This window comes from Maritalea mobilis (genome assembly GCF_019800885.1).
In the GTDB taxonomy this organism is placed as follows: Bacteria; Pseudomonadota; Alphaproteobacteria; order Rhodobacterales; family Rhodobacteraceae; genus Roseibacterium; species Roseibacterium beibuensis.
On record NZ_JAHVKE010000002.1, the window covers coordinates 262,847 to 288,705 of the forward strand.

Annotated in this window: 26 protein-coding genes and 1 pseudogene; 16 read left to right on the plus strand and 11 right to left on the minus strand. The window is 64.4% G+C overall.

All coding sequences use genetic code 11. From position 1 onward, the window contains the following. The first annotated feature begins 41 nt into the window (after nt 1-41). The 9 genes from hslO (at nt 42) to KUV65_RS10010 (ending at nt 9,729) form a co-directional block, all read left to right on the plus strand. Nucleotides 42-1,061 (plus strand): Hsp33 family molecular chaperone HslO, encoded by a 1,020-nt coding sequence (gene hslO / locus KUV65_RS09970; protein ID WP_222190132.1) that lies wholly within the window; start codon nt 42-44, stop codon nt 1,059-1,061. Further along, the gene (locus tag KUV65_RS09975) at nt 1,045-1,638 is read left to right on the plus strand and encodes a CoA pyrophosphatase (RefSeq protein WP_222190134.1); all 594 of its coding nucleotides are present in this window, start codon (nt 1,045-1,047) and stop codon (nt 1,636-1,638) included. Before hslO ends, KUV65_RS09975 begins: the two co-directional genes overlap by 17 nt. Then, nucleotides 1,635-2,783, plus strand: a complete 1,149-nt coding sequence (locus KUV65_RS09980) for a CCA tRNA nucleotidyltransferase (protein ID WP_222190136.1) — start codon at nt 1,635-1,637, stop codon at nt 2,781-2,783. Before KUV65_RS09975 ends, KUV65_RS09980 begins: the two co-directional genes overlap by 4 nt. 100 nt (nt 2,784-2,883) lie before the next feature. Further along, nucleotides 2,884-3,465, plus strand: coding sequence for a LysE family translocator (locus KUV65_RS09985; RefSeq protein ID WP_222190138.1), 582 nt, complete (start codon nt 2,884-2,886; stop codon nt 3,463-3,465). Nucleotides 3,466-3,507: 42 nt separating this feature from the next. Next, nucleotides 3,508-5,358, plus strand: a complete 1,851-nt coding sequence (locus KUV65_RS09990) for an ABC transporter ATP-binding protein (protein ID WP_222190140.1) — start codon at nt 3,508-3,510, stop codon at nt 5,356-5,358. After that, nucleotides 5,355-7,217: an ABC transporter ATP-binding protein gene (locus KUV65_RS09995; protein ID WP_222190142.1), complete on the plus strand. Its 1,863-nt coding sequence runs from the start codon at nt 5,355-5,357 to the stop codon at nt 7,215-7,217. The genes KUV65_RS09990 and KUV65_RS09995 overlap by 4 nt, the downstream gene beginning before the upstream one ends. A 57-nt stretch (nt 7,218-7,274) precedes the next feature. Then, nucleotides 7,275-7,700: a VOC family protein gene (locus KUV65_RS10000; protein WP_222190144.1), complete on the plus strand. Its 426-nt coding sequence runs from the start codon at nt 7,275-7,277 to the stop codon at nt 7,698-7,700. Then, complete coding sequence (locus KUV65_RS10005) at nt 7,690-8,925, plus strand: class I SAM-dependent RNA methyltransferase (RefSeq protein ID WP_222190146.1); 1,236 nt, start codon at nt 7,690-7,692, stop codon at nt 8,923-8,925. The genes KUV65_RS10000 and KUV65_RS10005 overlap by 11 nt, the downstream gene beginning before the upstream one ends. 15 nt (nt 8,926-8,940) lie before the next feature. Next, on the plus strand, nt 8,941-9,729 hold the full coding sequence (locus KUV65_RS10010; RefSeq protein WP_222190148.1) for an ion transporter: 789 nt from the start codon (nt 8,941-8,943) through the stop codon (nt 9,727-9,729). A gap of 36 nt (nt 9,730-9,765) precedes the next feature. Here KUV65_RS10010 and dxs read toward each other — a convergent pair whose 3' ends face one another. Genes dxs through KUV65_RS10040 form a run of 6 tightly spaced genes read right to left on the minus strand, consistent with a single transcriptional unit; the run spans nt 9,766 to nt 15,008 of the window. Next, nucleotides 9,766-11,685, minus strand: coding sequence for a 1-deoxy-D-xylulose-5-phosphate synthase (gene dxs / locus KUV65_RS10015; protein ID WP_222190149.1), 1,920 nt, complete (start codon nt 11,683-11,685; stop codon nt 9,766-9,768). Nucleotides 11,686-11,721: 36 nt separating this feature from the next. Next, on the minus strand, nt 11,722-12,588 hold the full coding sequence (locus tag KUV65_RS10020; protein ID WP_222190151.1) for a polyprenyl synthetase family protein: 867 nt from the start codon (nt 12,586-12,588) through the stop codon (nt 11,722-11,724). A gap of 6 nt (nt 12,589-12,594) precedes the next feature. After that, nucleotides 12,595-12,840 (minus strand): exodeoxyribonuclease VII small subunit, encoded by a 246-nt coding sequence (locus tag KUV65_RS10025; RefSeq protein ID WP_222190153.1) that lies wholly within the window; start codon nt 12,838-12,840, stop codon nt 12,595-12,597. Next, nucleotides 12,837-13,772: a histone deacetylase family protein gene (locus KUV65_RS10030; protein ID WP_222190155.1), complete on the minus strand. Its 936-nt coding sequence runs from the start codon at nt 13,770-13,772 to the stop codon at nt 12,837-12,839. Before KUV65_RS10030 ends, KUV65_RS10025 begins: the two co-directional genes overlap by 4 nt. Before the next feature lie 7 nt (nt 13,773-13,779). After that, nucleotides 13,780-14,493: a response regulator gene (locus tag KUV65_RS10035; RefSeq protein WP_222190157.1), complete on the minus strand. Its 714-nt coding sequence runs from the start codon at nt 14,491-14,493 to the stop codon at nt 13,780-13,782. Beyond that, nucleotides 14,493-15,008, minus strand: coding sequence for a MarR family winged helix-turn-helix transcriptional regulator (locus KUV65_RS10040; protein ID WP_261331734.1), 516 nt, complete (start codon nt 15,006-15,008; stop codon nt 14,493-14,495). Before KUV65_RS10040 ends, KUV65_RS10035 begins: the two co-directional genes overlap by 1 nt. A gap of 191 nt (nt 15,009-15,199) precedes the next feature. Between KUV65_RS10040 and KUV65_RS10045 the strand changes: the two genes are divergently transcribed. After that, nucleotides 15,200-16,069 carry a branched-chain amino acid aminotransferase gene (locus KUV65_RS10045; protein ID WP_222190159.1) on the plus strand — a complete coding sequence of 290 codons (870 nt, stop codon included), beginning with the start codon at nt 15,200-15,202 and terminating at the stop codon, nt 16,067-16,069. Nucleotides 16,070-16,183: 114 nt separating this feature from the next. Continuing rightward, the gene (locus KUV65_RS10050; protein ID WP_259548943.1) at nt 16,184-16,519 is read left to right on the plus strand and encodes a DUF2794 domain-containing protein; all 336 of its coding nucleotides are present in this window, start codon (nt 16,184-16,186) and stop codon (nt 16,517-16,519) included. Here KUV65_RS10050 and KUV65_RS10055 read toward each other — a convergent pair whose 3' ends face one another. From KUV65_RS10055 to KUV65_RS10065, 3 genes are all read right to left on the minus strand, one after another. Then, nucleotides 16,520-17,353, minus strand: a complete 834-nt coding sequence (locus KUV65_RS10055; RefSeq protein WP_222190161.1) for a C40 family peptidase — start codon at nt 17,351-17,353, stop codon at nt 16,520-16,522. It abuts the gene before it with no gap. Then, entirely contained in the window at nt 17,350-18,735 is a 1,386-nt protein-coding gene (locus KUV65_RS10060) for a leucyl aminopeptidase family protein (protein ID WP_222190163.1), read from the minus strand. The genes KUV65_RS10055 and KUV65_RS10060 overlap by 4 nt, the downstream gene beginning before the upstream one ends. Before the next feature lie 63 nt (nt 18,736-18,798). Next, entirely contained in the window at nt 18,799-19,176 is a 378-nt protein-coding gene (locus tag KUV65_RS10065) for a hypothetical protein (protein ID WP_222190165.1), read from the minus strand. A 147-nt stretch (nt 19,177-19,323) separates the two neighbouring features. On the opposite strand from KUV65_RS10065, the gene KUV65_RS10070 reads away from it, so the two are divergent. The 3 genes from KUV65_RS10070 to KUV65_RS10080 all read left to right on the plus strand — a co-directional run bounded on the left by KUV65_RS10070 (nt 19,324) and on the right by KUV65_RS10080 (nt 21,336). After that, on the plus strand, nt 19,324-19,974 hold the full coding sequence (locus KUV65_RS10070) for a carbonic anhydrase (RefSeq protein WP_222190176.1): 651 nt from the start codon (nt 19,324-19,326) through the stop codon (nt 19,972-19,974). Nucleotides 19,975-20,039: 65 nt separating this feature from the next. Continuing rightward, nucleotides 20,040-21,020, plus strand: coding sequence for a sodium-dependent bicarbonate transport family permease (locus KUV65_RS10075; RefSeq protein WP_259548967.1), 981 nt, complete (start codon nt 20,040-20,042; stop codon nt 21,018-21,020). A 4-nt stretch (nt 21,021-21,024) separates the two neighbouring features. After that, nucleotides 21,025-21,336 carry a P-II family nitrogen regulator gene (locus KUV65_RS10080; RefSeq protein ID WP_222190177.1) on the plus strand — a complete coding sequence of 104 codons (312 nt, stop codon included), beginning with the start codon at nt 21,025-21,027 and terminating at the stop codon, nt 21,334-21,336. A gap of 54 nt (nt 21,337-21,390) precedes the next feature. On the opposite strand, the gene KUV65_RS10085 is transcribed toward KUV65_RS10080, so the two are convergent. Together KUV65_RS10085 and KUV65_RS10090 are read right to left on the minus strand one after the other, a co-directional pair. Further along, nucleotides 21,391-23,046, minus strand: coding sequence for a DUF4139 domain-containing protein (locus KUV65_RS10085; protein WP_222190179.1), 1,656 nt, complete (start codon nt 23,044-23,046; stop codon nt 21,391-21,393). A 165-nt stretch (nt 23,047-23,211) separates the two neighbouring features. Next, nucleotides 23,212-24,234 (minus strand): aspartate-semialdehyde dehydrogenase, encoded by a 1,023-nt coding sequence (locus tag KUV65_RS10090; protein ID WP_222190181.1) that lies wholly within the window; start codon nt 24,232-24,234, stop codon nt 23,212-23,214. A gap of 422 nt (nt 24,235-24,656) precedes the next feature. Here KUV65_RS10090 and KUV65_RS18260 point away from each other — a divergent pair. Beyond that, nucleotides 24,657-25,076 (plus strand): annotated as a pseudogene (locus tag KUV65_RS18260) (DEAD/DEAH box helicase); the annotation flags it as partial. A 51-nt stretch (nt 25,077-25,127) separates the two neighbouring features. Then, nucleotides 25,128-25,838, plus strand: coding sequence for a helicase-related protein (locus tag KUV65_RS18265; protein WP_374107075.1), 711 nt, complete (start codon nt 25,128-25,130; stop codon nt 25,836-25,838). The last annotated feature ends 21 nt before the right edge of the window (nt 25,839-25,859 follow it).

Sequence of the window (25,859 nt, forward strand, 5' to 3'; positions counted from 1 at the left end):
TATGGGAACGCAACCTCCGAAATGCGCTAGGATCAAATGCCATGACTTTGACAACCCGGATCGCCTGGGATGACACCGTGTTGCCCTTCCAACTGGACCGCTCTGACATTCGCGGTCGGGTGGCGCGGCTTGACCAGACGCTCGACCGTATCCTGACACAGCATGACTATCCCGCGCCGGTCGAGGCGCTGGTTGCCGAACTGACGTTGTTGACCGCGTTGATCGGTCAGACGATCGACCTGCGCTGGAAACTGTCACTTCAGGTGCGCGGGGATGGGCCGATCCGCCTGATCGCCACGGATTTCTACGCCCCGTCGAAAGAGGGCACGCCAGCCCAGATTCGTGGCTTTGCCAGTTATGATGCAGAGCGGCTGACTGAAGCGAGCGATGCGTTCGGCCAGATCGGCAAGGGCTACTTCGCCATCCTTCTGGATCAGGGCAAAGGATCCGCGCCCTATCAAGGGATCACGCCGATTGCAGGCGGCTCGCTCTCGTCCTGCGCGGAGACGTATTTTGCTCAATCCGAGCAACTGCCCACGCGCTTTGCCTTGGGGTATGGTCGTTCGACCGAACCCGGCCACCCTGAGGCATGGCGGGCTGGAGGCGTGATGTTGCAGCATATGCCCAAGGCCTCGCCCTTTGCGTCGTCGCCCGAGGGCGGATCGGGCGAGGGCGGATTGCTGTCCGGCGCAGACCTGCTTGAGGATGACGAGGGCGAGAACTGGAACCGCGCCAATATCCTGCTGGATACGGTCGAGGATCTCGAACTGATCGGCCCGACCGTTGCGCCGACCGACCTCCTTTTGCGGCTGTTCCACGAGGAAGGCCCCCGTGTCTATGACGCCCAACCGGTGCAATTCGGCTGCACGTGTTCGCATGCCCGGGTGCGTCAAAGCCTGTCCATCTACTCGGCCAAGGACATCGCCCACATGACAACCGAAGACGGCATCGTCACCGCCGATTGTCAGTTCTGCGGTGCGCATTACGAATTCGATCCCAAGACTTTGGGTTTCGAGGCCGAGCGTGCGCCCGAGGAAGGTGAGGATGGCCCCGATCATTGATCTCGATACGATGGTGGCGCGGTTGGCGGAGCGTCCCGCCGCGCCGTCGTCGGATTATGATCTCAACCGGGATGTCAGCTTGCCCGAGGGTCGCAAACTGCGCCCGGCGGCAGTGCTGATCCCGGTGCTGGGGGATCGCGTTATCCTGACCAAGCGGGCCTCGCATCTGAAACACCATCCCGGCCAGATCGCGCTTCCGGGCGGCAAGATTGACGCGACCGATGCCGATGCGGCCGCGGCAGCCCTGCGCGAGGCGCATGAGGAAATCGGCCTCGACCCGACCAATGTCGAGCTACTGGCCCACCTGCCGCCGCATGAAACGGTGACGAGCTATTCCGTGACCCCGATCCTTGCGCGTGTTCGCCATGCGTTTGAGGCAGTGCCGGAGGAAGGGGAAGTGGCCGAGGTTTTTCGCGTGCCTTTGTCTTTCTTGATGAACCCGGGCAGCTACCGCGTCGAGCGCCGTCGTTGGCGCGGCACGTGGCGGCATTTCTACGTCGCGCCTTGGGGGCCCTATTACACCTGGGGGGCAACTGCGCGTATCCTCAAATCCCTTGCCGATCGGGTGGCGACATGAAGTTGACCACCGATTGGCTTACCGCGCCCGCCACCCAAGCGGTGATCGACGCCATAGAAGACGGCGGCCACCGCGCATGGTTCGTGGGCGGCTCCGTGCGGAACGGACTTCTGGATCTCGATGTCTCGGATATCGACATCACCACCGATGCGCGCCCCGAACGTGTTGTCGAATTGGCGGAATCCGCCGGGATCAAGGCCGTGCCCACGGGGCTTGACCATGGGACCGTGACCCTGGTGGCCGATCACACGCCCTACGAGATCACGACGCTCCGCCGTGACGTATCGACGGACGGGCGCCGCGCGACCGTCGCCTTCACCGAACGGCTGGAGGAAGACGCCCATCGGCGCGATTTCACGATGAACGCGCTCTATGCGACTCGAGATGGTACCGTCATCGACCCGACCGGCGAAGGTTTGGCGGACCTGAACGACCGGCGCCTGCGGTTCATCGGGAATGCCCGTGATCGTATCGCCGAGGACTACCTGCGCATCCTGCGGTTCTTCCGCTTTCATGCGTGGTATGCCGACCCCACGGGCGGGATCGACCCCGAAGGTTTGGCCGCCTGCGCCGAGATGGCGAGTGGCATCGACCGTCTTTCGAAAGAACGCATCGGCGCGGAGATGAAGAAACTCCTCGCCGCGCAGGATCCGGCCCCGGCCGTCGCCGCCATGGCGACATCCGGTGTCCTGAGCCAGACCTTGCCGGGCGCGGACGCGCGGCTTTTGCCGGTACTCGTTGCGGTCGAAGGCGGCTTGGCGCCCAACGCGATCCGTCGCCTTGCCGCGCTGGGCGGCGAGGGCGTGGCCGACCGTTTGCGCCTGAGCCGGGCCGAAGCGAAAGAGCTTGAGACGCTGCGCGAGGAAATGGGCAGCGGAAAGGGGCCGGGCGAACTGGGTTACCGCCATGGCTTCGAATGTGCGCGGGATGTGCTGCTTTTGCGGGCCGCCCAGTTTGAAACCCCTCTCGGGCCGCAAGATCTGCACAGAGCGCAACTCGGTGGCCAAGCCGTTTTCCCGATCAAGGCCGCCGATCTCATGCCGGCTTTCGAAGGGCCGGAGCTTGGGCGCGAACTTGCACGGCTGGAAGCGCGCTGGATCGCGTCCGGGTTCACGCTGACCAAACAAGCGCTCTTGTCCCTCTGAGCGTGCGTCGGCTTCGCCGCCGACGGGCATATTTGAAGGATAAAGATGCATGGCGCAGGGCGCTTGACAGTCGGCCTTCGCCGGGGTCTTGGGCATCGCCATGGACCCGCTTTATGCCTTTGTCTTCCTTGGCCTGTTCACGCCTGGCCCGAACGTCATCCTGTTGACAGCCTCGGGTGCGCGGTTCGGGTTCCGCGCCAGCCTGCCGCACGTCTTGGGCGTGGCCTTGGGAGTGGGTGTGCTGGCTGCCTTTGCGGGGCTCGGCATGGGGGCGTTGATGGCTGCGCTGCCGGGCGTCGAGCAGGCACTGAAACTCGTGGCGGCGGGCTGGATTCTGTGGATGGCGTGGCGCCTGTGGCAATCGCGACCGTCCGGCGCGCCCGACGCCCGGGGAGATCGGCCCTGGAGCATCGGGCGGGCTGTCCTGTTCCAATGGGTCAACCCCAAGGTCTGGGCCGTGATCCTGAGTGCGGCGTCCGGCTATGCGGCGGGATTGTCGCCATGGGGAGAGGCGGCACGGCTTTCCACGGCATTTGCGGGCATCAACCTGTTCGTCTGCCTGTTCTGGAGCTTTGCCGGGTCGCTTCTGGGGTATCTCCTGACGACACCCGGTGCGTGGCGTGTCTTTGCCCGGGTCATGGCCATGGCATTAGCTGGTTCGGCTGTCATGGTTTTTGCCTAAGCTCTGACCTATATCTGATCTTCAGGATCGTGAGCCCCGTCAATGTTCCGCTTATTCGAAAACATGGTCGACCCCTATGTCGACTACCCGGAAACCGACGCGCCGCCGCGTCGCCTGTTCGCGTTCCTGTGGGACTACTCGCAACCCTTCAAGCGGCTCTACGCGCTGACCGCGGTGATGTCCGTGGTGGTGGCGGCCATCGAGATCGGGCTGATCTGGTACATGGGGCGCATCGTCGATCTGATGGGGCAGGGAGAGCCTGCCGCGGTTTTGGCCGATCACGGCCTGGAACTGATCCTCGCGGCGCTCTTCATCCTGTTCCTCAGGCCGATGATCCAAGGCCTCGACGTCGCGCTTCTGAACAATGCGATCTTGCCGAATTTCGGAACGCTGATCCGTTGGCGGGCGCATAAACAGGTTCTGCGCCAATCCGTTGGCTGGTTCGAGAACGATTTTGCTGGCCGGATTGCAAACCGGATCATGCAGACCCCCACCAGTGGGGGCGAGGCCGTTTTCCAGATCTTTGACGCGATCACCTTCTCGCTGGCCTACCTGATCGGGGCTGCGGTGCTGTTGGCCGGCGCCGACCCGCGCCTCGCCATCCCGCTATTTGCGTGGTTCGGCCTCTATGCGCTGCTGTTGCGCTGGACGATCCGGCGCGTTGGGCCCGCGTCAAAGGCCAGCGCGGACGCCCGGTCTGCCACTACCGGCCGCGTTGTAGACAGCTACACCAACATCCATTCGGTGAAACTCTTTGCGCATCACGAGCGTGAGATCGACTATGCCAAGGAGTCGATCGAGACCACACGCCGGACCTTTGCCGCGGAGATGCGGATCTTCACCGTGATGGACGTGGCGCTGACGGCCCTGAACGGTATCCTGATCGTGGCCGTAGTCGGCTGGGCCATCTGGCTGTGGTCCACGGGCGCGGCCAGCGTCGGTGTGGTCGCGGCGGCCACCGCGCTGACCCTCAGGCTCAACGCCATGACCGGCTGGATCATGTGGGCGGTCAGCAGCTTCTTCCGATCGCTCGGCGTGGTGGCCGAGGGGATGGAGACGATCACCGCGCCGATCACCCTGACCGACACACCCGGCGCGACGCCGCTGCGGTTCGAGAGGGGCGAGATCACCTTCGACGGGGTCAGCCACCACTACGGGCGTGGGGCCGGGGGGCTCGACAAGATATCGCTGACCATTCACCCCGGCGAGAAGGTGGGCCTGATCGGCCGGTCGGGTGCCGGCAAGTCGACTTTGGTCAAACTGCTCTTGCGGTTCTACGATGTCGAGGGTGGCCGCATCCTGATCGATGGGCAGGACATCCGGCAGGTCACGCAGGATAGCCTCCGCCACCAGATCGGCATGGTGCAGCAGGACAGTTCGTTGCTGCATCGCTCGGTGCGCGACAACATCCTTTATGGCCGTCCAGACGCGTCCGAGGACGAGATGCTGGGCGCTGCGAAACGGGCCGAGGCGCATGAGTTCATCCTCGACCTCGAAGATCCGCAGGGACGCAAAGGGTATGATGCGCATGTCGGCGAACGGGGCGTGAAACTGTCCGGCGGGCAGCGGCAGCGCGTGGCGCTGGCGCGCGTGATCCTGAAGGATGCGCCGATCCTGGTGCTGGACGAAGCCACCAGCGCGCTCGACAGCGAGGTGGAGGCCGCGATTCAGAAAACGCTCTATGGCGTGATGGAGGGCAAGACAGTCATCGCCATCGCGCACCGCCTGTCGACCATCGCGCAGATGGATCGGATCCTTGTGCTGGAAGATGGGCATGTGGCCGAGGAAGGCACACATGATCAACTCTTGGCGCGCGGGGGTCTCTATGCTGGCTTCTGGGCGCGGCAATCGGGCGGGTTCATCGGCACGGACGAGACCGAGGCAGCCGAATGACGCGTTTTGCCCCCATTCTCAATTGGCTGTCCGGTCTGATCGAACCGTTTGCCCAAGCCGAGGGGCCGCCGCCGCGCACCTTGTGGGCGTTCATCAGGTGGTGCCTTGCCGGGTCGTGGCGCATCCTGATCCTCGCCGCGGTGCTTTCGGGGCTGGCTGGCGTGCTCGAAGTGGGCGCGGCCTATTTCCTGGGCGTCGTGATCGACACCACGGTGGGGGCCGACCCGCAGGGCTATTTCGCCGCGCATTGGGTCCTGATCGTCGGGTACGCCGCGTTCTACCTGCTGCTGCGGCCGTTGTTTTTCGGGGCATCGGCGGCCTTCAACGGGATCGTCCTGCCGCCCAACCTCGCCCCGTTGATCCAGAGCCGGCTGCACCGCTGGTCGCTCGGGCACGCGGTCAGTTTCTTTGACGACGATTTCGCGGGTCGGATCGCTCAGAAACAGGCGCAGACGGCCACTGCGCTGGTCAACGTGGTGACCGAGGTCATCAACGCTGCGGCCTTTGCCATCGCGACACTGATCGGGGCGGTGGGCATGTTGGCCCTGATCGACTGGCGCATCGCCGCCGCGCTGGTCCTGTGGCTGGGCCTTTACGCGGTCATGATCCGATGGTTCATGCCGCGCATCCGCGAGCGCTCCAAGCGGCGGGCGGCTGCGCGCGCCAACGTCACGGGGCAGATCGTCGATACGATCACCAACATCAAGACGGTCAAGCTGTTCGGGCACACCAGCCACGAGGACGAGGCAGCGCTCGAAGCACTCGGCGGTTATCGCGAGGAAGCGCTGTCTTTCGGCTACCTGTCCACCGGGTTTCGCTTCGCGCTGATGACCACGGCGGGCGTGTTGCCGGTCGTGCTTGTCCTCGGCGCGGTGCTTCTGTGGCAGGTGGGCGAGGTCAGCGCGGGCCAGATCGCGGCTACCGGGGCCATCGCCATGCGCATCGCCCAGATGACGGGTTGGGTGAGTTTCACCCTCATGGCCATCTACGCCAATGTGGGCGAGGTCGAGGATGGCATGCGCACCCTGACCCCGCCGCATGGGTTGACGGATGCGCCAGGTGCCCGGCCGATGGCGTCCATCGCGGGCCAGATTGCCTATGAAGGGGTCGATTTCGCCTATGGTCGCAAGGTGGGCGGTGTCCAGGGGATCGACCTGACCATCGAGCCGGGTCAGAAGCTGGGCATCGTCGGCGCCTCGGGCGCTGGGAAATCCACGCTCGTGGCGATCCTTCTGCGCCTCTACGATGTCGAGGCCGGGCGCGTTACCGTCGACGGGATCGACATCCGCACGGTCACGCAGGACAGCCTGCGCCAGCAGATCGCCATGGTCACGCAGGAAACCGCGATGTTCAATCGCTCGGCCATGGACAACATCCGGTACGGTCGCCCCGACGCAACCGACGCCGAGGTCATCGCTGCCGCCAAGCGGGCGGAAGCGCATGCGTTCATCGAAACGCTCACCGACCATCGCGGGCGGCGCGGGTACGACGCGCATCTGGGCGAGCGGGGCGTGAAGCTGTCCGGCGGGCAGCGGCAGCGCATCGCGCTGGCCCGCGCCTTCCTCAAGGATGCGCCGGTTCTTGTGCTGGACGAAGCGACCAGCGCCCTCGACAGCGAGGTTGAGGCCGCGATCCAGAAAACCCTGCACGACGTGATGGAGGGCAAGACGGTGATCGCCATCGCCCACCGCCTGTCCACCTTGTCTGAAATGGACCGCATCATCGTGCTGGACGCTGGCCGTATCGTCGAGGACGGCACCCACCAAGACCTGCTGGCGCAGGGCGGTCTTTACGCGCGCTACTGGTCGCGCCAGTCGGGCGGGTTCATCCAGTCCGACGAGGCCGCAGCGGCCGAATAGGCTGGCGTTTCTTTGGTCTTTCCGGCAGCTTGGCGCGAGAAGCAAAGAGGCGAGGCCATGGATCTAGACGCCGTCCCAGCCGAAGAATTCGGACGCAGCCTGAAGGGGATGGGCGTCAACCTTCTGACAGGTGATGTCCGCGAACTTGCCGCGTTTCTTGTCGAGATCTTCGGTCTGACGGTGTTTCGCCTGTCCGACGATTTCGCGATCATCCGCCACGACGAAACGATCCTGCAGCTTCATGCCGATCCGACCTATGGCAGCCATCCTCTGATGTCATTGGTGCCGGAAAATCCGCCACGCGGCGCTGGCGCGCAGTTCTATCTTTTCGGTGTTGATCCCGATGCGGCCGTGGCCCGTGCCAATGCGGCCGGGCACCTCGTGATCGAGCATGTCGCGAACAAGCCCCACGGTCTGCGCGAAGCGACCATCCTTTCCCCCGAAGGCTATGCCTTTACCCCCGCCATCGCGCATGACGACTGAGCTCACCATCGACCGTCTTGGCCACCACGGCGATGGGGTCGGCAGCGGGCCAGGCGGGGCTGTGTTCGTGCCGATGGCCCTGCCGGGCGAACGCGTGGCGGGTGAGGTCGAGGGTGATCGTATGGACGGGGCAAGGATCCTGTCGCCATCCCCCGAGCGCGTGCGCCCGCCCTGTCCCCATTACCGGCAATGTGGCGGGTGTTCCCTGCAGCATGCCAGCGACCGCTTCGTCGCCGACTGGAAGGCGGAGGTGATTTCCACCGCGCTTGCCGCCCACGACCTGACGGCGCCGATGCGGCAGACCCTGACTTCGCCGCCGCGATCGCGCCGCCGCGCGACGCTGGCGGGCAAGCGCACCAAGAAGGGCGCGCTGGTGGGGTTTCATGCCCGCCGCTCGGATGTCGTCGTCCAGATCACGGATTGCCATGTGCTGACACCGGCGCTCATGGCGACTGTTCCGGTCTTGGAGGAGATCACGCGCCTTGGCGCATCACGCTCGGCCACGCTAGCCTTCGCCCTGACGGAAAGCGCGACGGGTATCGACCTCGCCGTGTCCGGGGGCAAGCCGCTCGATGGGCCGCTGCGTGCCGCCCTGCCGCAGTTCGCCAGCCATTTCACACGCCTGACCTGGGGGGATGAGCCCGTCTTCATGGACGCCGCCCCGATCCTGAAGTTTGGCCCAGCCATGGTCGGCCCGCCCGCTGGCGCGTTTCTGCAGGCCACGGAGGAGGGCGAACGCGCGCTTCTCGCCAGCGTCAAGGAGGCCACCCACGACGCCACGGTGATCGCCGATCTTTTTGCCGGTTGCGGCACCTTTGCCCTACCGCTCGCCGCCAAGGCGACGGTCCATGCCGTTGAAGGGGCCGCCGACCTGCTGACCGCGCTCGATTCCGGCGCGCGCCATGCCCAGGGTCTGCGCCCGGTCACGACCGAGACCCGCGACCTGTTTCGCCGCCCCTTGTTGCCCGAGGAACTCTCTCGCTTCGATGCCGTGGTGATTGATCCCCCCCGCGCCGGGGCCGAGGCGCAAACCCGCGAATTGGCCGAGGCACAGGTGCCCCGTATCGCCATGGTGTCCTGCAATCCCGTCACCTTCGCGCGTGATGCGGCAATGCTCGTTGCAGGGGGCTATACCATCGATTGGGTGCAACCCGTCGATCAGTTTCGGTGGAGCGCGCATGTCGAACTTGCGGCGGCGCTTCGCCTTGCCCATATCCCGGCGTAACCGCGCGAGGGATAGATGAGCGATACAACCACGAACCCCGGGTTCCGGCAGCGTTTGGCCGATTGGCTGGAGATGCCCCAGATCCGCTACACGATCATTGCCGTGATCGTGTTCAATGCCGTCATCCTCGGGCTGGAAACATCCGACACCGCGATGGAAACCGCCGGGGCGCTTATCCTGACGCTGGATCGCATCTGCCTTGCCATTTTCGTCGTGGAACTGGCAGCCAAGATGATCGCCTACGGGACGCGGTTCTTCCGGTCGGGGTGGAACCTTTTCGATTTCGTCATCGTCGGCATTGCGCTGGTTCCGGCCGCGCAGGGCCTGTCCGTCCTGCGGGCGTTGCGTATCCTGCGGGTGTTGCGCGTCATCTCTGTCGCGCCGCGCCTGCGCCGCGTGGTCGAGGGTTTCGTGACCGCGCTGCCGGGCATGGGCTCGGTGTTCCTGCTGATGGGGATCATCTTCTACATCGGGGCCGTCATGGCGACGAAGCTTTTCGGGGAAACCTTCCCCGATTGGTTCGGAACACTCGGCGCGTCGCTCTACACCTTGTTCCAGATCATGACGCTGGAGTCCTGGTCGATGGGCATCGTTCGCCCTGTCCTAGACGTCTACCCCTACGCGTGGGTGTTCTTCGTGCCCTTCATCATGATCACCACCTTTGCCGTGGTGAACCTGCTGGTCGGCCTGATCGTGAACTCGATGCAGGATGCCCATGCAGAGGAAAGCAACGCCGCGACAGACGCCTATCGCGACGAGGTGCTGGAACGGTTGCGCAAGATCGAGGAACGGCTGGACCGATAGGGCGGGAGGTATCCCGCCGCCGTTGGCGGTCGCGCCTCAGGCGCGTTTTTCCATCCGCGCCACGTCCAAGGTATCCAGGACCTTGGCCTCGATATCCTCGGCGTTCAGCTTGGCCACCGCGTACATGTCGCGCGGGCTGGCCTGGTCGATGAAGATATCCGGCAGAACCATCGAGCGATACTTGATGCCGGTGTCGAAAACGCCCTTTTCCGCCAGGAGCTGCGCGACATGGCTGCCGAAGCCGCCAACGGCGCCTTCTTCGACCGTGATCAACGCCTCATGGTGCCGCGCCAGTTGCAGGATCATCTCTTCATCCAGCGGCTTCGAGAAACGCGCGTCCGCGATGGTGGGCTTGATCCCCTTGGCCTCAAGCGCTTCGGCGGCGTCTTGAACCTCTTTCAGCCGCGCGCCGAAGTTCAGCAATGCAACCCGGTTGCCCTCGGCGATCATCCGGCCCTTGCCGATTTCGAGTGCGACGCCGCGTTCCGGCATCTCGACACCCACCCCTTCGCCACGCGGGTAGCGGAAGGCCGACGGACGATCTTCGATTTCAAGCGCGGTGCGGACCATATGTACCAGCTCCGCCTCATCGGCGGCGGCCATCACGACGAACCCCGGCAGGTTGCTGAGGAAGGCCGTGTCGTAGCTGCCGGCATGGGTCGCGCCATCGGCCCCCACCAGCCCAGCCCGGTCGATGGCAAAGCGCACGGGCAGACGCTGGATCGCGACGTCATGCACGATCTGGTCGTAGCCCCGTTGCAGGAAGGTCGAATAGATCGCGCAGAACGGCTTCAGCCCACCGGCGGCCATCCCGGCGGCAAAGGTCACGGCATGCTGTTCGGCAATGCCCACATCGAAGGTCCGCGCGGGAAAGCGCTTGCCGAACAAATCCAGACCCGTGCCATCGGGCATCGCGGCCGTGACGGCGGTAATATGCGGGTCGTCCTCGGCCTCCCGGATCAGGGCGTTGGCAAACACCTTGGTATAGCTCGGCGCGTTGGAGGGCGCTTTCTTCTGTTCGCCGGTCCGAATATCGAATTTCGCCGTGGCATGGCCGCGGTCGGGGCGATGTTCGGCATAGCCTTTGCCCTTCTTCGTGATCGCGTGGATCAGGATCGGCCCGTCGGCACGCGCCTTGACGGTGCGCAGGATGGCCAGAAGCTGCTCCATATCGTGCCCGTCGATGGGGCCGATATAGGAAAAGCCCAGTTCCTCGAAGAGCGTGCCGCCCACGGTCGCGGCCTTGAGCAGCTCCTTGGCGCGACGCGCACCCTCCTGGAAGGGTTCCGGCAAGAGGGATACCGCGCCCTTGGCGGCGGCCTTCAATTCCTGGAACGGGGCGCCAGCGTAAAGACGCGACAGGTAGGACGACATCGCACCGGTCGGGGGCGCAATGGACATCTCGTTGTCGTTCAGGATGACGATCAGGCGCTTGCCGAGGTGGCCCGCGTTGTTCATTGCCTCGTAGGCCATGCCGCCCGACAGCGCGCCATCACCGATCACGGCGATCGCGTCGCCATGTCCGGTGTCGCAATCACCGCCCAACTCGCGCGCCATGGCGAAGCCGAGCGCCGCCGAGATCGAGGTCGAGCTATGCGCCGCGCCGAACGGGTCGTAGGGCGACTCCGAGCGCTTGGTGAACCCTGACAAGCCGTCCTTCTGCCGGATGGTCTGCATCCGCTCACGGCGGCCCGTCAGGATCTTGTGCGGGTAGCACTGGTGCGAAACGTCCCAGATCAGCTTGTCGCGTGGCGTGTCGAACACGGCGTGAATCGCCACGGTCATCTCGACCACGCCGAGGCCTGCGCCGAAATGCCCGCCGGTCTGGCTGACCGACCAGATCACCTCGGCGCGCAATTCATGCGCGAGGCGGTCGAGGTCGGCATCGCTCAAGCCCTTGAGATCGGACGGGCTTTTGACGCGATCAAGGATCGGTGTATGGGGTCGCTCGCTCATCGCTGGCCTCCCGGGCCGTGAACTGTCAGGTCAGATTTACATATCGCGAGCGATAATGTAGCGCGCCAGCGCCTGCAAGTTCTGCGCCCTTTCGCCGTAGGGCGATAGTGCCGCACAGGCTTCGTCGACAAGGTCGCCTGCGCGGGCCTTGGCCCCGTCGAGGCCAAGAAGCGACACGAAGGTGGCCTTTCCCGCATCGGCATCCTTGCGCAGCGCCTTGCCAGCCTTGTCCGCGTCCCCCTCGATATCGAGGATGTCATCCGCGATCTGGAAGGCGAGGCCGATCGCGCGTGCATAGGTCAAAAGCGCCTCGGGGTCTTCCCGACCAAGGATCGCACCGGCCATCGCGGGCCATTCGATCAGGCGGCCGGTCTTGTTGCCCTGCAACTCGGTGATCTGGTCCAGCGTCAATGGGGTGCCTGCGCTTTCGGCCGCAATGTCCTGGGCCTGGCCAAGTACCATCCCCTCGGCACCGCTGGCTTGCGCCAGTGTGGCGACCAATTCGATGCGCTGCGCGGCATCGCCCGCGTCGGGGCGAGCCAGCAATTCGAACGCAAAGGTCTGGAGCGCATCGCCGACCAGGACCGCCGTCGCCTCGTCCCACTTCTTGTGTACGGTGGGCTGGCCGCGCCGCAGGTCGTCATCATCCATGCAAGGCAGGTCGTCATGCACAAGGCTGTAGGCATGCACGCATTCCACGGCCCCGGCCGCGAACAGCGATTGGGCTGGCGGCACGTCGAACAGCCCGGCGGTTTCCATCACAAGGAACCCGCGCAGGCGTTTGCCGCCGTTGGTCGCATAGCGCATCCCCTCGGAGACGCGATCATCCCCAAGGCGTGCCAGTTGATGGATCAGAAAGTCGCCAATGGCGCCTTGCGCCTCCGCCAGTGCGGTCTTGAACATCGGTCTTCAAAGCCCCTCGGCCGGCGTCGTCCCGGTGGGTTGGCCACCCGCGTCGAGGGTGATCTGTTCGACCTGTTCCTCGGCTTGCTTCAGCTTGGTTTCGCAATGCGCCTTCAAGGCCGCACCGCGCTTGTAAAGGTTGATGGACTCTTCCAACGCGACATCACCGCGATCAAGCGCCGTGACCACCTGCTCGAATTCGCGGATCGCCTCCTCGAAGCTCATCTTCTCGATCGGCTTTTCGTCGCTCATGCGCCTCGCTCCATCAATTCCGTCACATGCCCCGCGACTGACGTCGCGAGCGCAGTCAGATCATAGCCGCCTTCGAGTGTCGAGACCACGCGCCCGCCGCAAAGCTCATCGGCAAGGTCCAGCAGGGCGCGGGTGATCCAGTTGAAATCCTCGGTCGTCCAGACAAGGTTCGCAAGCGGGTCGTCGTGATGCGCATCGAACCCGGCAGAGATGATGATCAGTTCTGGCTCGAAGGCCCGGAGCGCCGGAAAGGCGCGGCGTTCGTAAGCTGCTCGCATCTCGGCCCCGCCGGAATTGGGTGGCAGCGGCAGGTTGAGGATGTTGTTGCTGGCGCCGCGTTCCCCGGCGCTGCCGGAACCGGGGTATAGAGGCATCTGGTGGGACGACACGAAAAGCGTGCGGCCCTCGTCCCAGAGAATGTCTTGCGTGCCGTTTCCGTGGTGCACGTCGAAATCAACGACCGCGACGCGCGACAGCCCGTGACGATCGAGGGCGTGTTTGGCCGCGATCGCTGCATTGCCAAAAAAGCAAAAGCCCATGGCCCGGGTCTTTTCCGCATGATGGCCGGGCGGACGGGTGGCGACAAACGCGTTGGTCGCCGCACCGGACAGGACGGCATCGACCGCCATCAGGCATCCGCCCACCCCCTTCAGCGCGGCGTCCCAACTTCCGGGCGAGGCGTGCGTGTCGGGGTCCAGGGATTTCAGGCCGCTTTCGGGCATCGCGGCTTTGACGGCGGCCACGTAGTCGGCGGGATGACCCAGCAACAGATCATCCTCGGTACACAGGGGCGCCTCGGCTCTTGTCAAGGCGTCGAAGGCCGGGTCCGACAGGGCCGAGAAAACGGCCTCAAGCCGCGCGATCTGTTCGGGATGGCCCGGCGGCATCTGGTGTGACAGGCCGGCGTGGTTTTCTACAAGAAGCGTGGTCATCTTTGCCTCAATCCGGGGCCAGCATGTAGCCCGCGCCCCGCACCGTTTGAAGGTAGCGCGGCTGCTTCGGGTTCACCTCGATCTTGCGGCGAAGGCGCGTGATCTGAACGTCCACTGCGCGTTCCTGAACCTGTTCGGCAGGCCCACCCTTGTCGCGGTTCAACAGGCCGACAAGGTCCGCGCGGCTGAAGGGTTCGTTCGGCTGCCCCGCGAAGATCCGCATCAGGGCGGCTTCGGTCGCGGTCAGGCGGACCATCTCCTGTCCATGCCACATCTCGGCGCGTTCGATGTCGTAGCGGATCGGCCCAAGTGACAGAACCTGCGGCACTTCGGTTTCATCCGGCTGGGTCGGCATCCGTCTGAGGATCGCATTGATCCTCAGCAGCAGTTCCTTCGGCTCGAACGGCTTGGGCAGGTAATCATCGGCCCCGGCTTCCAGCCCCGTGATCCTGTCGCTGGCCTCACCCTTGGCGGTGAGCAGCAGAATGGGCGTGTGGATCGTCTCACGCAGCGATTTTGTCAGACTGATGCCGTCTTCGCCCGGCATCATCACGTCGAGCACGATCAGGTCGAAATCCAGCCCGGCAAGAAGGCGCCGCGCGTGGGCCGCATCGCGGGCGACGGTCGTCATGAAGCCATTGCGGATCAGGAACTTTTGCAGGAGTCCGCGAATACGCTCGTCATCATCGACGATCAGAAGATGTGCACCGATATCGGCCATCACCCGTTATCGACCCCGTCGAGGTAGTGACGCCGCATTTCGGGGTCCATCATCTGTTCCAGCACGGCACGAAACCCCGCGACGGCCTCGGGCCCGGCATTTCTGAACGCGGCCCGCATACGGGCGCGCTGCGCTTCGGACAAATCGCGTTCCAGCGCTTTACCCTCATCCGTCAGGTAAAGGTGACGCTCGCGCTTGTCGCGGGTGCCGACCCGGCTTTCGACCAACCCGTCCTCGACGAGCGCGCGAAGCACGCGGTTCAACGACTGCTTGGTCACGCCAAGGATCGACAGAAGGTTGTTCACCGTCGTGCCGGGCGTGCGATTGATGAAGTGGATCGCCCGGTGGTGCGCCCGCCCGTAGCCGTATTCCTGGAGGATGCGGTCGGGGTCCGCCGTGAAGCCGCGATAGGCGAAGAACATCGCCTCGATCCCGCGGCGCAGTTGATCTTCGGTCAGAAACAGCAGGCTTTCCCCCCTGCTGCCCATAGCGGGGCTCGCGTTGCGCTCTGCCATCGCCTGTCCCTTCCTTGCCGGTTGCGTTCGGCTTGTTGCCATCACTTTATGTCAGCCTTGTTGACTTTCCAAGAATCAATTGATAGCCACGACCAGATTTTGCGCAACTTTATGTCCGATACGGACGAAATCTACGCAACTTTCGAAAAGAAACCGCCGGAGAGCCGGCCCATTGGCGAAGGAAGGGACCGATGGCAGGAGCTTATGACGATCGCGATGGCGTCATCTGGATGGATGGCAAACTGGTGGATTGGCGCGATGCAAACGTGCACATTCTGACCCATGCCATGCATTACGCGTCCAGCGTGTTCGAAGGCGAACGCGCCTATAACGGAAAGATCTTCGAATCCCGCCGGCACTCTGAACGCCTTGTCGCTTCGGGGCGGATGCTGGATATCGACATCCCCTGGACGATCGACGAAATCGAAGCCGCGAAATACGAGGTCATGAAGGCCAACGGCCTGACTGATGCCTATGTGCGCGCGGTCGCGTGGCGCGGGTCGGGCGAGGATATGGGGGTAAGCTCTGCCAAGAACCCGGTGCGCCTGGCCGTGGCCGCGTGGAGCTGGGGCAACTATTATGGCGATGCCAAGTTCAAGGGCGCCAAGCTGGACATTTCCAAGTGGAAGCGTCCCAGCCCTGAAACGATCCCCGTTCATGCCAAGGCTGCCGGCCTTTACATGATCTGCACCATGTCCAAGCACGCGGCCGAGGCCAAGGGATGCTCGGACGCGCTCTTCATGGATTATCGCGGCTATGTGGCCGAGGCGACCGGCGCCAACATCTTCTTCGTGAAGGATGGCGAGGTGCATACGCCCACGCCCGATTGCTTCCTGAACGGGATCACCCGGCAGACGGTCATTGGCATGCTCCAAGATCGCCAGATCAAGGTGCACGAGCGTCACATCATGCCCGAGGAGCTGGAGAGTTTTCAGCAATGCTGGCTGACGGGAACGGCGGCCGAGGTCACGCCAGTGGGCCAGATCGGAGACTACAACTTCGAAGTTGGCGAGATGGCGCGCGATATCTCGACCGCTTACGAGAACCTTGTGCGCGCCTGACAGCGGCACCTGAGCCACCACTCCGGAAAGGCCCCGAAAAGATGCGGGGCCTTTTCTTTTCGGCGCGTTTTTCTTGATTTCGGTCCGCACCACCCCCACCATCGCTTCATGGTGATGCATTTTCAGCCCACGGGCCCGCAAACCCAGCCCGAGCAGGTGGCGTTCGACCGCCGCGAGCTGGGCGTGATCCTTGGTCTCTACGGGCGCTTCGTGGCCGCAGGGGAATGGCGTGACTACGGCATTTCCCATCTGCGCGATGTGGCCGTCTTCGCGGTGTTCCGGCGCACGGCGGAACATCCGATCTACCGGATCGAGAAACGGCCGAAGTTACGCGACAAGCAGGGCCAATACTCGGTCATCGGGATGGATGGCCAGATCCTGAAGCGTGGCCATGACCTCAAAACGGTTTTGCGCGTGCTCGACCGCAAACTGATCCGCGCGGTAGAGTGATCAGCCCAGCGTGACGCGCTTTCGCGCGGTGATCGGGCCGCCGCCATTGGCTTCGATCCGGTCGGCAGCCTCTTTCAAGGGCTCGTAGGCCACGGCCATGTGATGCGCGTTGGCGTGCAGCAGCATATCGGGTCCGGCCATGAACCCGACATGCCCGCCCCAGAACACCAGGTCGCCGCGCTGCAAGGCATCATCGGTGCCGATCTCGTCTCCCAATGCTTCCTGCTGGTCACTGTCCCGCGGACAGTCCACGCCACAGGCGACCAGCGCGGTTTGCACAAGGCCCGAGCAATCGAGGCCCCAACGGCTGGACCCACCCCAGAGATACGGCGTGCCAAGGAACAGGTCGGCCACGCCGACCGGGTCCGCAAAGCGCGCCTTGATGGGCATCAGGTGCTGACGTGGAATGAAATGGCCGGTGTGGATCCGCAGGTATTCGGGGCGCTCGCCGGTCACGCGCACCATGCTGCCAAAGAACAGCGCCACATCGGGCGGCGCCTTGAGGTCGGGCTTCGGGTAAAGGTGCGTCGCCGGTGCGACGACCCAATGCGTCGCCTCTTCGGGGCCCGTCAGGGCGCCGGACAGGACCCAGCCAACCTGACCGTCCCGTTCCGCCTGCCCGAAGGAGAACCCGTCCCGCGTTTCGAGAACGAGGAAACGCTCGCCGAACAAAAGCTGGCTGACGCGGGGGCCGCGTGGTTCCTGAGAGACGTTCACGATCGGCTGTTGAACCATCATCCAGCGGCCATCGGTGTAGCGTTCGGCCTCGACCTCGCCCTTGAGCGAGCTGTGAGCGACCTCTCCGTTGCTGGCGGTGATGCGGGGATCTCTCATTGTTGCAACACCTCGGGAAGGGCTTCGTAGATCGCGCGGATGCCTTGGCCGACGCCGCCCTTGGGCCGCGCAGGCGCGGGGCTGGGTTGCCAAGCGTAGATGTCGAAATGGGCGTATTTCGTGACCGGGGCCGTAAAGCGCCGGAGGAACAGGGCCGCGGTGATCGACCCGGCCATGCCGCCCTTGGGCGCGTTGTCCAGATCGGCGATGCCCGGTTCGATCATCGCCTCGTAGGGCGCGTGGAACGGCAGTCGCCAAACCGGGTCGGCGACCGAATGTGCCGCCGAGGTCAACGCGGTCGCGAACCCATCGTCATCGGTGAAGAACGGCGCGATATCCGGGCCCACCGCAACGCGGGCCGCGCCGGTCAGCGTTGCCATCGAGATCAGCAGGTCCGGCGGCGTTTCAGCAGCAAGCGCGAGCGCATCCGCCAGGACAAGCCGCCCTTCGGCATCCGTGTTGTTGATCTCGACCGTCATGCCATTGCGTGCCGTCAGGATGTCGCCGGGGCGGAAGGCGTTGCCAGAAACGGCGTTCTCGACCGCCGGGATCAGGACGCGCAGGCGCATCTTTTCGGACCCGGACATGATCATGCGGGCAAGCCCCAGCACGTTTGCCGCGCCCCCCATGTCCTTTTTCATCAACCCCATGGAGGCGCCGGGTTTCAGGTTGAGACCACCCGTGTCGAAACACACGCCCTTGCCGACGAGCGTCACGGAAGGGCCGGTGTCGCCCCAGGTCATCTCGATCAGGCGCGGCTCCTCGTCCGAGGCGCGGCCGACCGTGTGAATGAGCGGCAGGTTCGCGTCCAGCAGGCTGTCGCCGTGGGTGGCCGTCACCTCGGCTCCGAACTCGGTGGCCAGCGCGCGAACGGCGGCTTCCAGCGCATTGGGTCCCATATCTTCGGCAGGCGTGTTCACGAGATCACGGGTCAGGGCTTCGGCAGCGGCGATGCGTTCCAGGCGCGCAGCGTCGACACCATCGGGCGGAGAAAGGCGCGCGAGTGTGGGCGATTGCGCGCGGTATTTTTCGAAACGGTACAGTGACAGCAGATAGCCGATCGCGATTTCTTGGCCCTCGGTGCCGTCTGGCAGGGATTCGATCCGGTAGTCGCCTTCTGGCAAAGCGGCGATCGCCGCCCCCGCGGCAAAGCGTTGCCGCGCGCGGTCCGAGGGGCCGCCCCGCCCGACAAGAACGGCCATCGGTTTGCCACTCTCACCCGGCAACGCGCAGGTTTGGCCAAGTGTTCCGGTGAACCCATGATGACGGGTCCAGGAGGCCGCGGCATCGGGCAGAGTGGCCAGTGTCTCTTCGCAATCCTCGGGCGCAACCAGGCGGATCGGGATCGCACCATCGACCGGTGCGGAAAAGGCAAGCGACATGAACGAACCCCACGGGAAAGACGGCGCTAACCTATCCTCTGGAAACAGCGCCGCAAGGGTCGATCAGCCGGAAAGATCTTCAAGGTCCCAAACCGCCTGGATCGAACGGTCGCCGACCCGCTCCAACCGCGCAAGCGCCGCCGAAAGAGACACGACATGGCCGGTGTCGAGGCAATCGAGCGCGTTTCGCGCCGCGCGGGCAAGGGTCGACATGCCGATCAAATCGGCATCGTCGCGCAGGTTCGTGATCACCTGTCGCAATCCACCGGCGATGCGTTTGCTGTCGGGCAAGTCGGCCAAGGCCTTTGCTATGCGGTCAAGCGCAAGCGCGACCTCCGCCTCGGCCCGGTTTTCGCCTATGCGCAAACAAAGATCCTCGAGCTTGTCCGGATTGAACCGCGCAGGTTCATCGGGCCGCAATTCTCGAACGAACGGCTTCATACCTCACTCCACTCCACCAACGGTCCCCACCGCGCGGGTGGTGATGCCACGCTTGCGTTGAAAAAACGATTGAGCGCGCGGCGAAAAGCACCTGCAATTTTCCCTGAATGCAGGCTAACACGTCCCAAGGTTGAAAAGAGGTTTGCCATGCACCGTGTGAAATCGCTGCCGAAATACCTGCTGGATCGGTACCACGACTGGATGGAGCATTCCTTTCCCGAAAGCCGCGAATGGTTTCGCAAGCTGGCCGAGGAAGGGCAAAGCCCCCGCGCGATGGTCATTGCCTGCTGCGATAGCCGCGTGGCGATCACCTCGATCTTCGGTCAGCGGACGGGCGAATTGTTCGTTCACCGCAACATTGCAAACCTCGTGCCGCCCTATACGCCGGACGGTCAGCACCACGGCACGGGCGCAGCCGTGGAATTCGCGGTCACGTCGCTGAAGGTGGAGCATATCCTTGTCATGGGGCATTCGAATTGCGGCGGGGTGCGCGGCTGCATCGATATGTGCACGGGCCACAACGAGGCGCTCTTGGAGCAGAAAAGCCTTGTTGGCCGCTGGCTCGACGTGCTGCGGCCTGGGTTCGAGCAGGTGAAGGATATCGAGGACAAGGCCATGCGCCAGACAGCGCTGGAGAAAGAGGGCATCCAGGTCAGCCTCGAAAACCTGATGGGCTATCCGTTCGTCAAGGAGGCGGTGGACGCGGGCCAGCTCACGCTGCACGGGATCTGGGCCAATATCTCGGACATGGACCTGGAAACCTTCGACGGGTCCGTCCGCCGGTTCAGCCATGGCTGATTCTTTACCTTTTGCGTGCAGCACACTAGGTCCGCTGCAATGACCTGCCGAGCGAAGAGGTTCCTATGAGTGACATGCTTGCCTTGGCCGTGGGCAACCTGCTTTCGCCGATCATCCTGTTCTTCGTGCTCGGGTTTGCCGCGGCGTTCGCGCGGTCCGACCTGTCGATCCCCGAGGCGGTTGCCAAGGGCCTGTCACTCTACCTGCTGTTTGCGATCGGGTTCAAAGGCGGGGCCAGCGTCGCGGCGCACGGGATCGACGCCACGCTGCTCTTATCGCTTGGGGCCGGGATTGTCCTGTCTTTCGCGATGCCGATCATCGCCTTCGGGCTTTTGCGGCTGATGTCCGGGCTCAGCGTGACGGATGCGGCCGCCGTCGCCGGGCATTACGGCTCGATCTCCATCGTGACTTTCGTGGCAGCGTCCTCCGTTCTGCAAGGCGCGGGCATCGCGTCCGAAGGATACATGGTCGCCGTCGCCGCCGTGATGGAAGCGCCTGCGATCCTGTCGGCGCTCTGGATCATCGCACGCTTCGGGCAATCCTCGGCTAAAATGGAAAGCGGCCTGATCCGCGAGATCCTTTTGAACGGGTCCATCGTGCTTCTTGTCGGGTCCTTCCTGATTGGCTGGATCACAGGGGATGAGGGGCTGGATATGATCGCGCCCTTCATCGTCGCGCCGTTCCAGGGTGTGCTCTGCCTGTTCCTGCTGGATATGGGTCTTGTCGCGGGGCGCGGCCTGCGCGAGGCGCGGTCGGTCCTGCGTCCGGCCCTGTTCCTCTTCGGTGTGCTCATGCCCCCCATCGGCGCAACGCTTGGCCTTGGTTTCGGCCTCCTGCTGGGTCTCAGCCCGGGGGGTGTGGTCCTACTGATGACGCTTGCGGCCTCGGCCTCTTATATCGCCGTGCCAGCCGCGATGCGCGTGGCCCTGCCCGAGGCGAACCCGTCGATCTACCTGACGCTGTCACTTGGCGTGACGTTCCCCTTCAACCTGACGCTCGGTATTCCGCTCTATCTCGCGGTTGTCCGTGCCCTGACCGGAGCTTGACCTCATGGAGACCCATCAGGCGAAACGCGTGGAAATCACGATCGAGGCGGTCATGGAAAACCGCCTGACCAAGGCGCTTCTCGACGCGGGGGTCACGGGGTTCACCATCCTGCCGGTTCTGGGCGGCTCGGGACGCTCGGGCCATTGGAGCCGCGAAGGCCAAGTCACCCGCGCGGGCGGCATGGTGTCGGTGATCTGCATCATCCGCCCCGATCGGCTCGATTCCCTGCTCGAAGCGGCCTTCTCGGTGGTGGACCGCCATATTGGGGTGGTCAGCGTCGTCGATTGCGAAGTGCTGCGCGCTGAACGGTTCTGACGCCGGGATGTTTGGCCGCCGCGCGTGGTGCGCGACGGCCCAAGCGTTTTTCGCTCAGGGACGCCAGTTCAGCATCATGCCCTCGGGCCAGCTCAGATCGACCGTCATGTGGACAACCTCGCGGGCCCCGGGTGCGACGTCGATGGTCCACGCGCTGACGCCGCGCATGTCATCGACATCTCGTTCATCCGGGCCCGGGTCGAGGGTCAATTCCATCGAGACCTCTTCCTGCTCCACGAACGGTGTCGCGTAGAGAAGGCGCACGGTCTCGGCCTCGTCCGAGGTGTTCTCGATCCCGAACTCAAGCTCGCGCAACTGCGTGTCGGAGGTCACGAAGACCCCGCGATCACCCTCGGCCAGCGACCTGTCGATCCAGACCAGTTGCAGGTGATCGAGCGGACCGAAGCCCATCTCCATCTCGGCGCCCATGGCGACCATCGGCAGCCAGTCTTCGCCGACCAGGGCGCCATCGCGATAGAAGCGCGCTTCGCCCGGCAGGATCGGCTCTCCGGTGTCGTTCTCTCCAAGGGCCATCAGAAAGGCGGTGTCGTCGTAGCGGGGCACGGCGCGGTTTTCGGTTTCCATGTCGATCACCAGTGCATCGAAGGGCAGGGTGACCTCGCCCGACGCGCCGACCGTTACCGGCTCACCATAGGCATAGCTGATCGACAGGCCGTCGACCTGCATTTGCGCCCTCGGGCGCATCTCGTCCACCATCACGCCGGCAATCACCGGGGCTGGCGCAGGCATTGCTTCGGCATCTTCGAAGCGTCCACTGCCGCGCGGCTCGATCTGGATGGGTTCCATCACCCGCACCGGATCGGGCGACAGGCCCGAGGGGGTCTGCGCCCGGTCCGGCGTCGCGGTGGAGAACGTCACCGCTACATCGCGCCAGCGGGCTTGCCCGTAGGTGGCCAGCGACACGAAACGCTCGATCTCCATCTCGCCGCTTTCGGTGTCGAGGTCGATTTCATAGCTGGGCGACCACTGCGCCTCGGGCGTCAGGTAGCTGAGCGTGATCTCGGCCTCGGTATCCTCGGCGGCGGTGACGGCGACCTCGAGCATATCGCTGCTTGTGCCAAAGGGGCGCAGACGTTGGAATGCGTCCGTTGCCGTGTGCAGGTCCGTTTGTGCATCGGCCACCGCCTCGGCCAGATCGCGGCGTGCGATCTGTGCCGACTGCAACTCGGCGGCGACGCGGGCGGACTCCGCGCCAAGCGTGGCAAGGATCTGTGGCACCAGCGCGGGGTCATCCGGCATGGCAGCGCCGCCGTCGCCGGGACGGGTCAGCGCGTTGAGATAGGCCATTTGCGCCTCGATCGCGCGCATCTCGCCGTCTGCAGCGGCCAGCGCATCCTGCGCCTCCGTTAGGGCATCGCGTGCGGCCTCGACGGCGGCGCGCGCCTCGGCCTCGGCGTCACTGTCCAGCGCGCCCTCGGCCAGGGGCATGGCCTGCGCGATCTGCGGTTGCCCGATGGCAAGCCCGTCCGGCCCCGTGACCTGCACCAGGTCGGCCGAAGCCTGATCGGGCATCGCGATCAGAAGGCGGTGCTGCCCGGCGGGGATGGTGACGGTTGCGGTCCTTTCGACGGCGGCACCGGACGCGTAGACCGTCGCGCGGGCGATATCGGCACGCAGCAGGATATCGTCGGCCAAGGCCGCGCAAGGCACACCGGCAACGAGGGCGGTGGTCAGCAACAAACGGATCATGGGAAGTGTCCTCATCTCTTCGATGAGGAGACCATCGGCCTTGCGGCGCGATCTGCCAAGATGGGGAAACCCCACCGAGAGGAAAGGGCGATGCCTTGCCGATGGCTGGAAATGCAAAAGGCCGCGTGACGTACACGCGGCCCTTCAGGGTGAGATATCAGGCGCTCAGGCCTTCTTCAGCACGCGATTGCCCAGCGTCTCGGCGATCTGCACCGCATTCAGGGCCGCGCCCTTGCGCAGGTTGTCGGAGACGCACCACAGGTTGATGCCGTTCTCGATGGTCGAGTCCTGACGGATGCGGCTGATGAAGGTGGCGTAATCGCCAACGCATTCGACCGGCGTGACGTATCCGCCATCTTCGCGCTTGTCGACGACGAGGATACCCGGTGCTTCCCGCAGGATGTCGCGCGCCTCGTCCTCATCGAGGAAATCCTCGAACTCGATGTTGATCGCCTCGGAATGGCCAACGAAGACAGGCACGCGGACGCAGGTGGCTGTGACCTTGATCTTCGGGTCGACGATCTTTTTCGTCTCGGCGACCATCTTCCATTCTTCCTTGGTCGACCCGTCTTCCATGAACTTGTCGATATGGGGAATGACGTTGAAGGCGATCTGCTTGGGGTAGACGTTCGGCTCTTTCTCCTGACCGGGGACATACATGCCCTTGGTCTGGTCCCACAGCTCGTCCATGGCTTCCTTGCCGCTGCCCGAAACCGATTGGTAGGTCGACACCACGACGCGCTTGATCCGCGCGCGGTCATGCAGCGGCTTCAGCGCCACGACCATCTGCGCGGTCGAGCAGTTGGGGTTCGCGATGATGTTCTTCTTGGCGTAGCCATCGACCGCCTCGGGGTTCACCTCGGGCACGACCAGCGGCACGTCGGGATCGTAGCGGTAGAGCGACGAGTTATCGATCACGACGCAGCCGGCCTTGGCGGCCTTGGGCGCGTATTTCTCGGTCGCCTCGGACCCGATCGCGAAAAGCGCGATATCCCAGCCCTTGAAATCGAACGTATCGAGATCCTGGGTGGTGAGTGTCTTGTCGCCAAAGCTGCATTCAGTGCCGAGCGAGCGACGCGAGGCAAGTGCCGCGATCTCGTCAACGGGGAACTGGCGCTCGGCCAGGATGTTCAGCATTTCGCGACCCACATTGCCCGTGGCGCCGGCGACGACGACTTTGTAACCCATGGTCCTTGACCCTTTCGGATGATGGATGGGCGGCACATAGAGGAAGCGCCGCGCAAGGAAAAGGGGTGCCATGCTTGACAGGAGCGTCGCGAACGATCATGTGACCTGCATGTCGCTGCACTGCCGCGTGAGCAGTCGGTCGCCGGGCCAAGCCCCGACCTGACAGCGACAGGCATATTCTCACAGGTCCCCATCACGCAGGGTTCTGACGATCGCGCCGATGAGCGGCCCGGTCGCACCCTCGCCCCGCTGCACGGTCTTCGTGCGGCCCATGACCCATGGCGCCCCTGTCGGGCTGCCTGAAAGGTAAACACTTGTTCGATTTCGATATGCTCGGGCTGAAGCCCGTGCTTCTCTCGGCCCTCAAGAAACAGGGCTTCGACACCCCCACCCCGATCCAGAACCAGGCGATCCCGCTGGCGATGGAAGGGCACGACATTCTTGGCCTTGCCCAGACGGGCACCGGCAAGACGATGGCCTTTGGCCTGCCGCTGGTGGAACACCTGCTGGATCAGCCGGGAAAACCCGCCCCCAAGACCGCCAAGGCGCTGATCCTTGCGCCGACGCGGGAACTGGTGAACCAGATCGCCGACAGCCTGCGCCTGTTGACCCATGATACACCGCTCAAGGTCACGACCGTGGTCGGCGGCCAGTCCATCGGCCGCCAGATCAGCGTCCTGTCGCGCGGCACCGACATTCTTGTCGCCACGCCCGGCCGCCTCATCGACCTGATGGATCGGGGCGCGGTCAGCCTGCGCACCGTGCAGCACCTCGTGCTGGACGAGGCGGACCAGATGCTGGACCTTGGCTTCATCCACGCGCTGCGCAAGATCGCGCCGCAACTGGGCACGCCGCGCCAGACCATGCTGTTCTCGGCCACCATGCCCAAGCAGATGGAAGAGCTGTCGGGAGCCTATCTCGACAATCCGCGCCGGGTGCAGGTCGCCCCGCCGGGCAAGGCCGCCGACAAGATCACGCAGTCGATCCATTTCGTGGATAAGCCGGGCAAACCGGGCAAGCTGCGTGAGATCCTGTCGCGCGACGAGGATGCCCTGACGCTGGTCTTCGCCCGCACCAAGCATGGCGCGGAAAAGCTGATGAAGGGGTTGGTGGCCGACGGGTTCAACGCCGCCTCGATCCACGGCAACAAGAGCCAGGGGCAGCGCGACCGCGCCATCAAGGCATTCCGCGCAGGTGAGATCACGACCCTGGTCGCCACCGACGTCGCCGCGCGCGGCATCGACATTCCCGGCGTCGCCTATGTCGTGAACTATGACCTGCCCGAGGTGCCGGACAACTACGTGCACCGGATCGGCCGCACGGCCCGTGCCGGTCGCGAAGGGGAGGCGATCGCCTTCTGCGCGGCGGAAGAGGTGGATCTCCTGCACCAGATCGAAAAGCTGATGAAGATCGAGATCCCGGTGGCCTCGGGCGACCGCCCCGAACCGGTCAAGTCCGACAAGCCGCGTCGTCGCGGTGGCGGTGGCGGTGGTGGCCGCAATCGCAAGGGCCCAGGCCAGGGAAAAGGCAACGGGCAGCGCTTTGACAAGCCCGCACAGGGAACCGGCAAACCCCGCCGTCAACGGCGTCGCCGGGCCGCCTGAACCGAACCCAAAGGGGCGCTG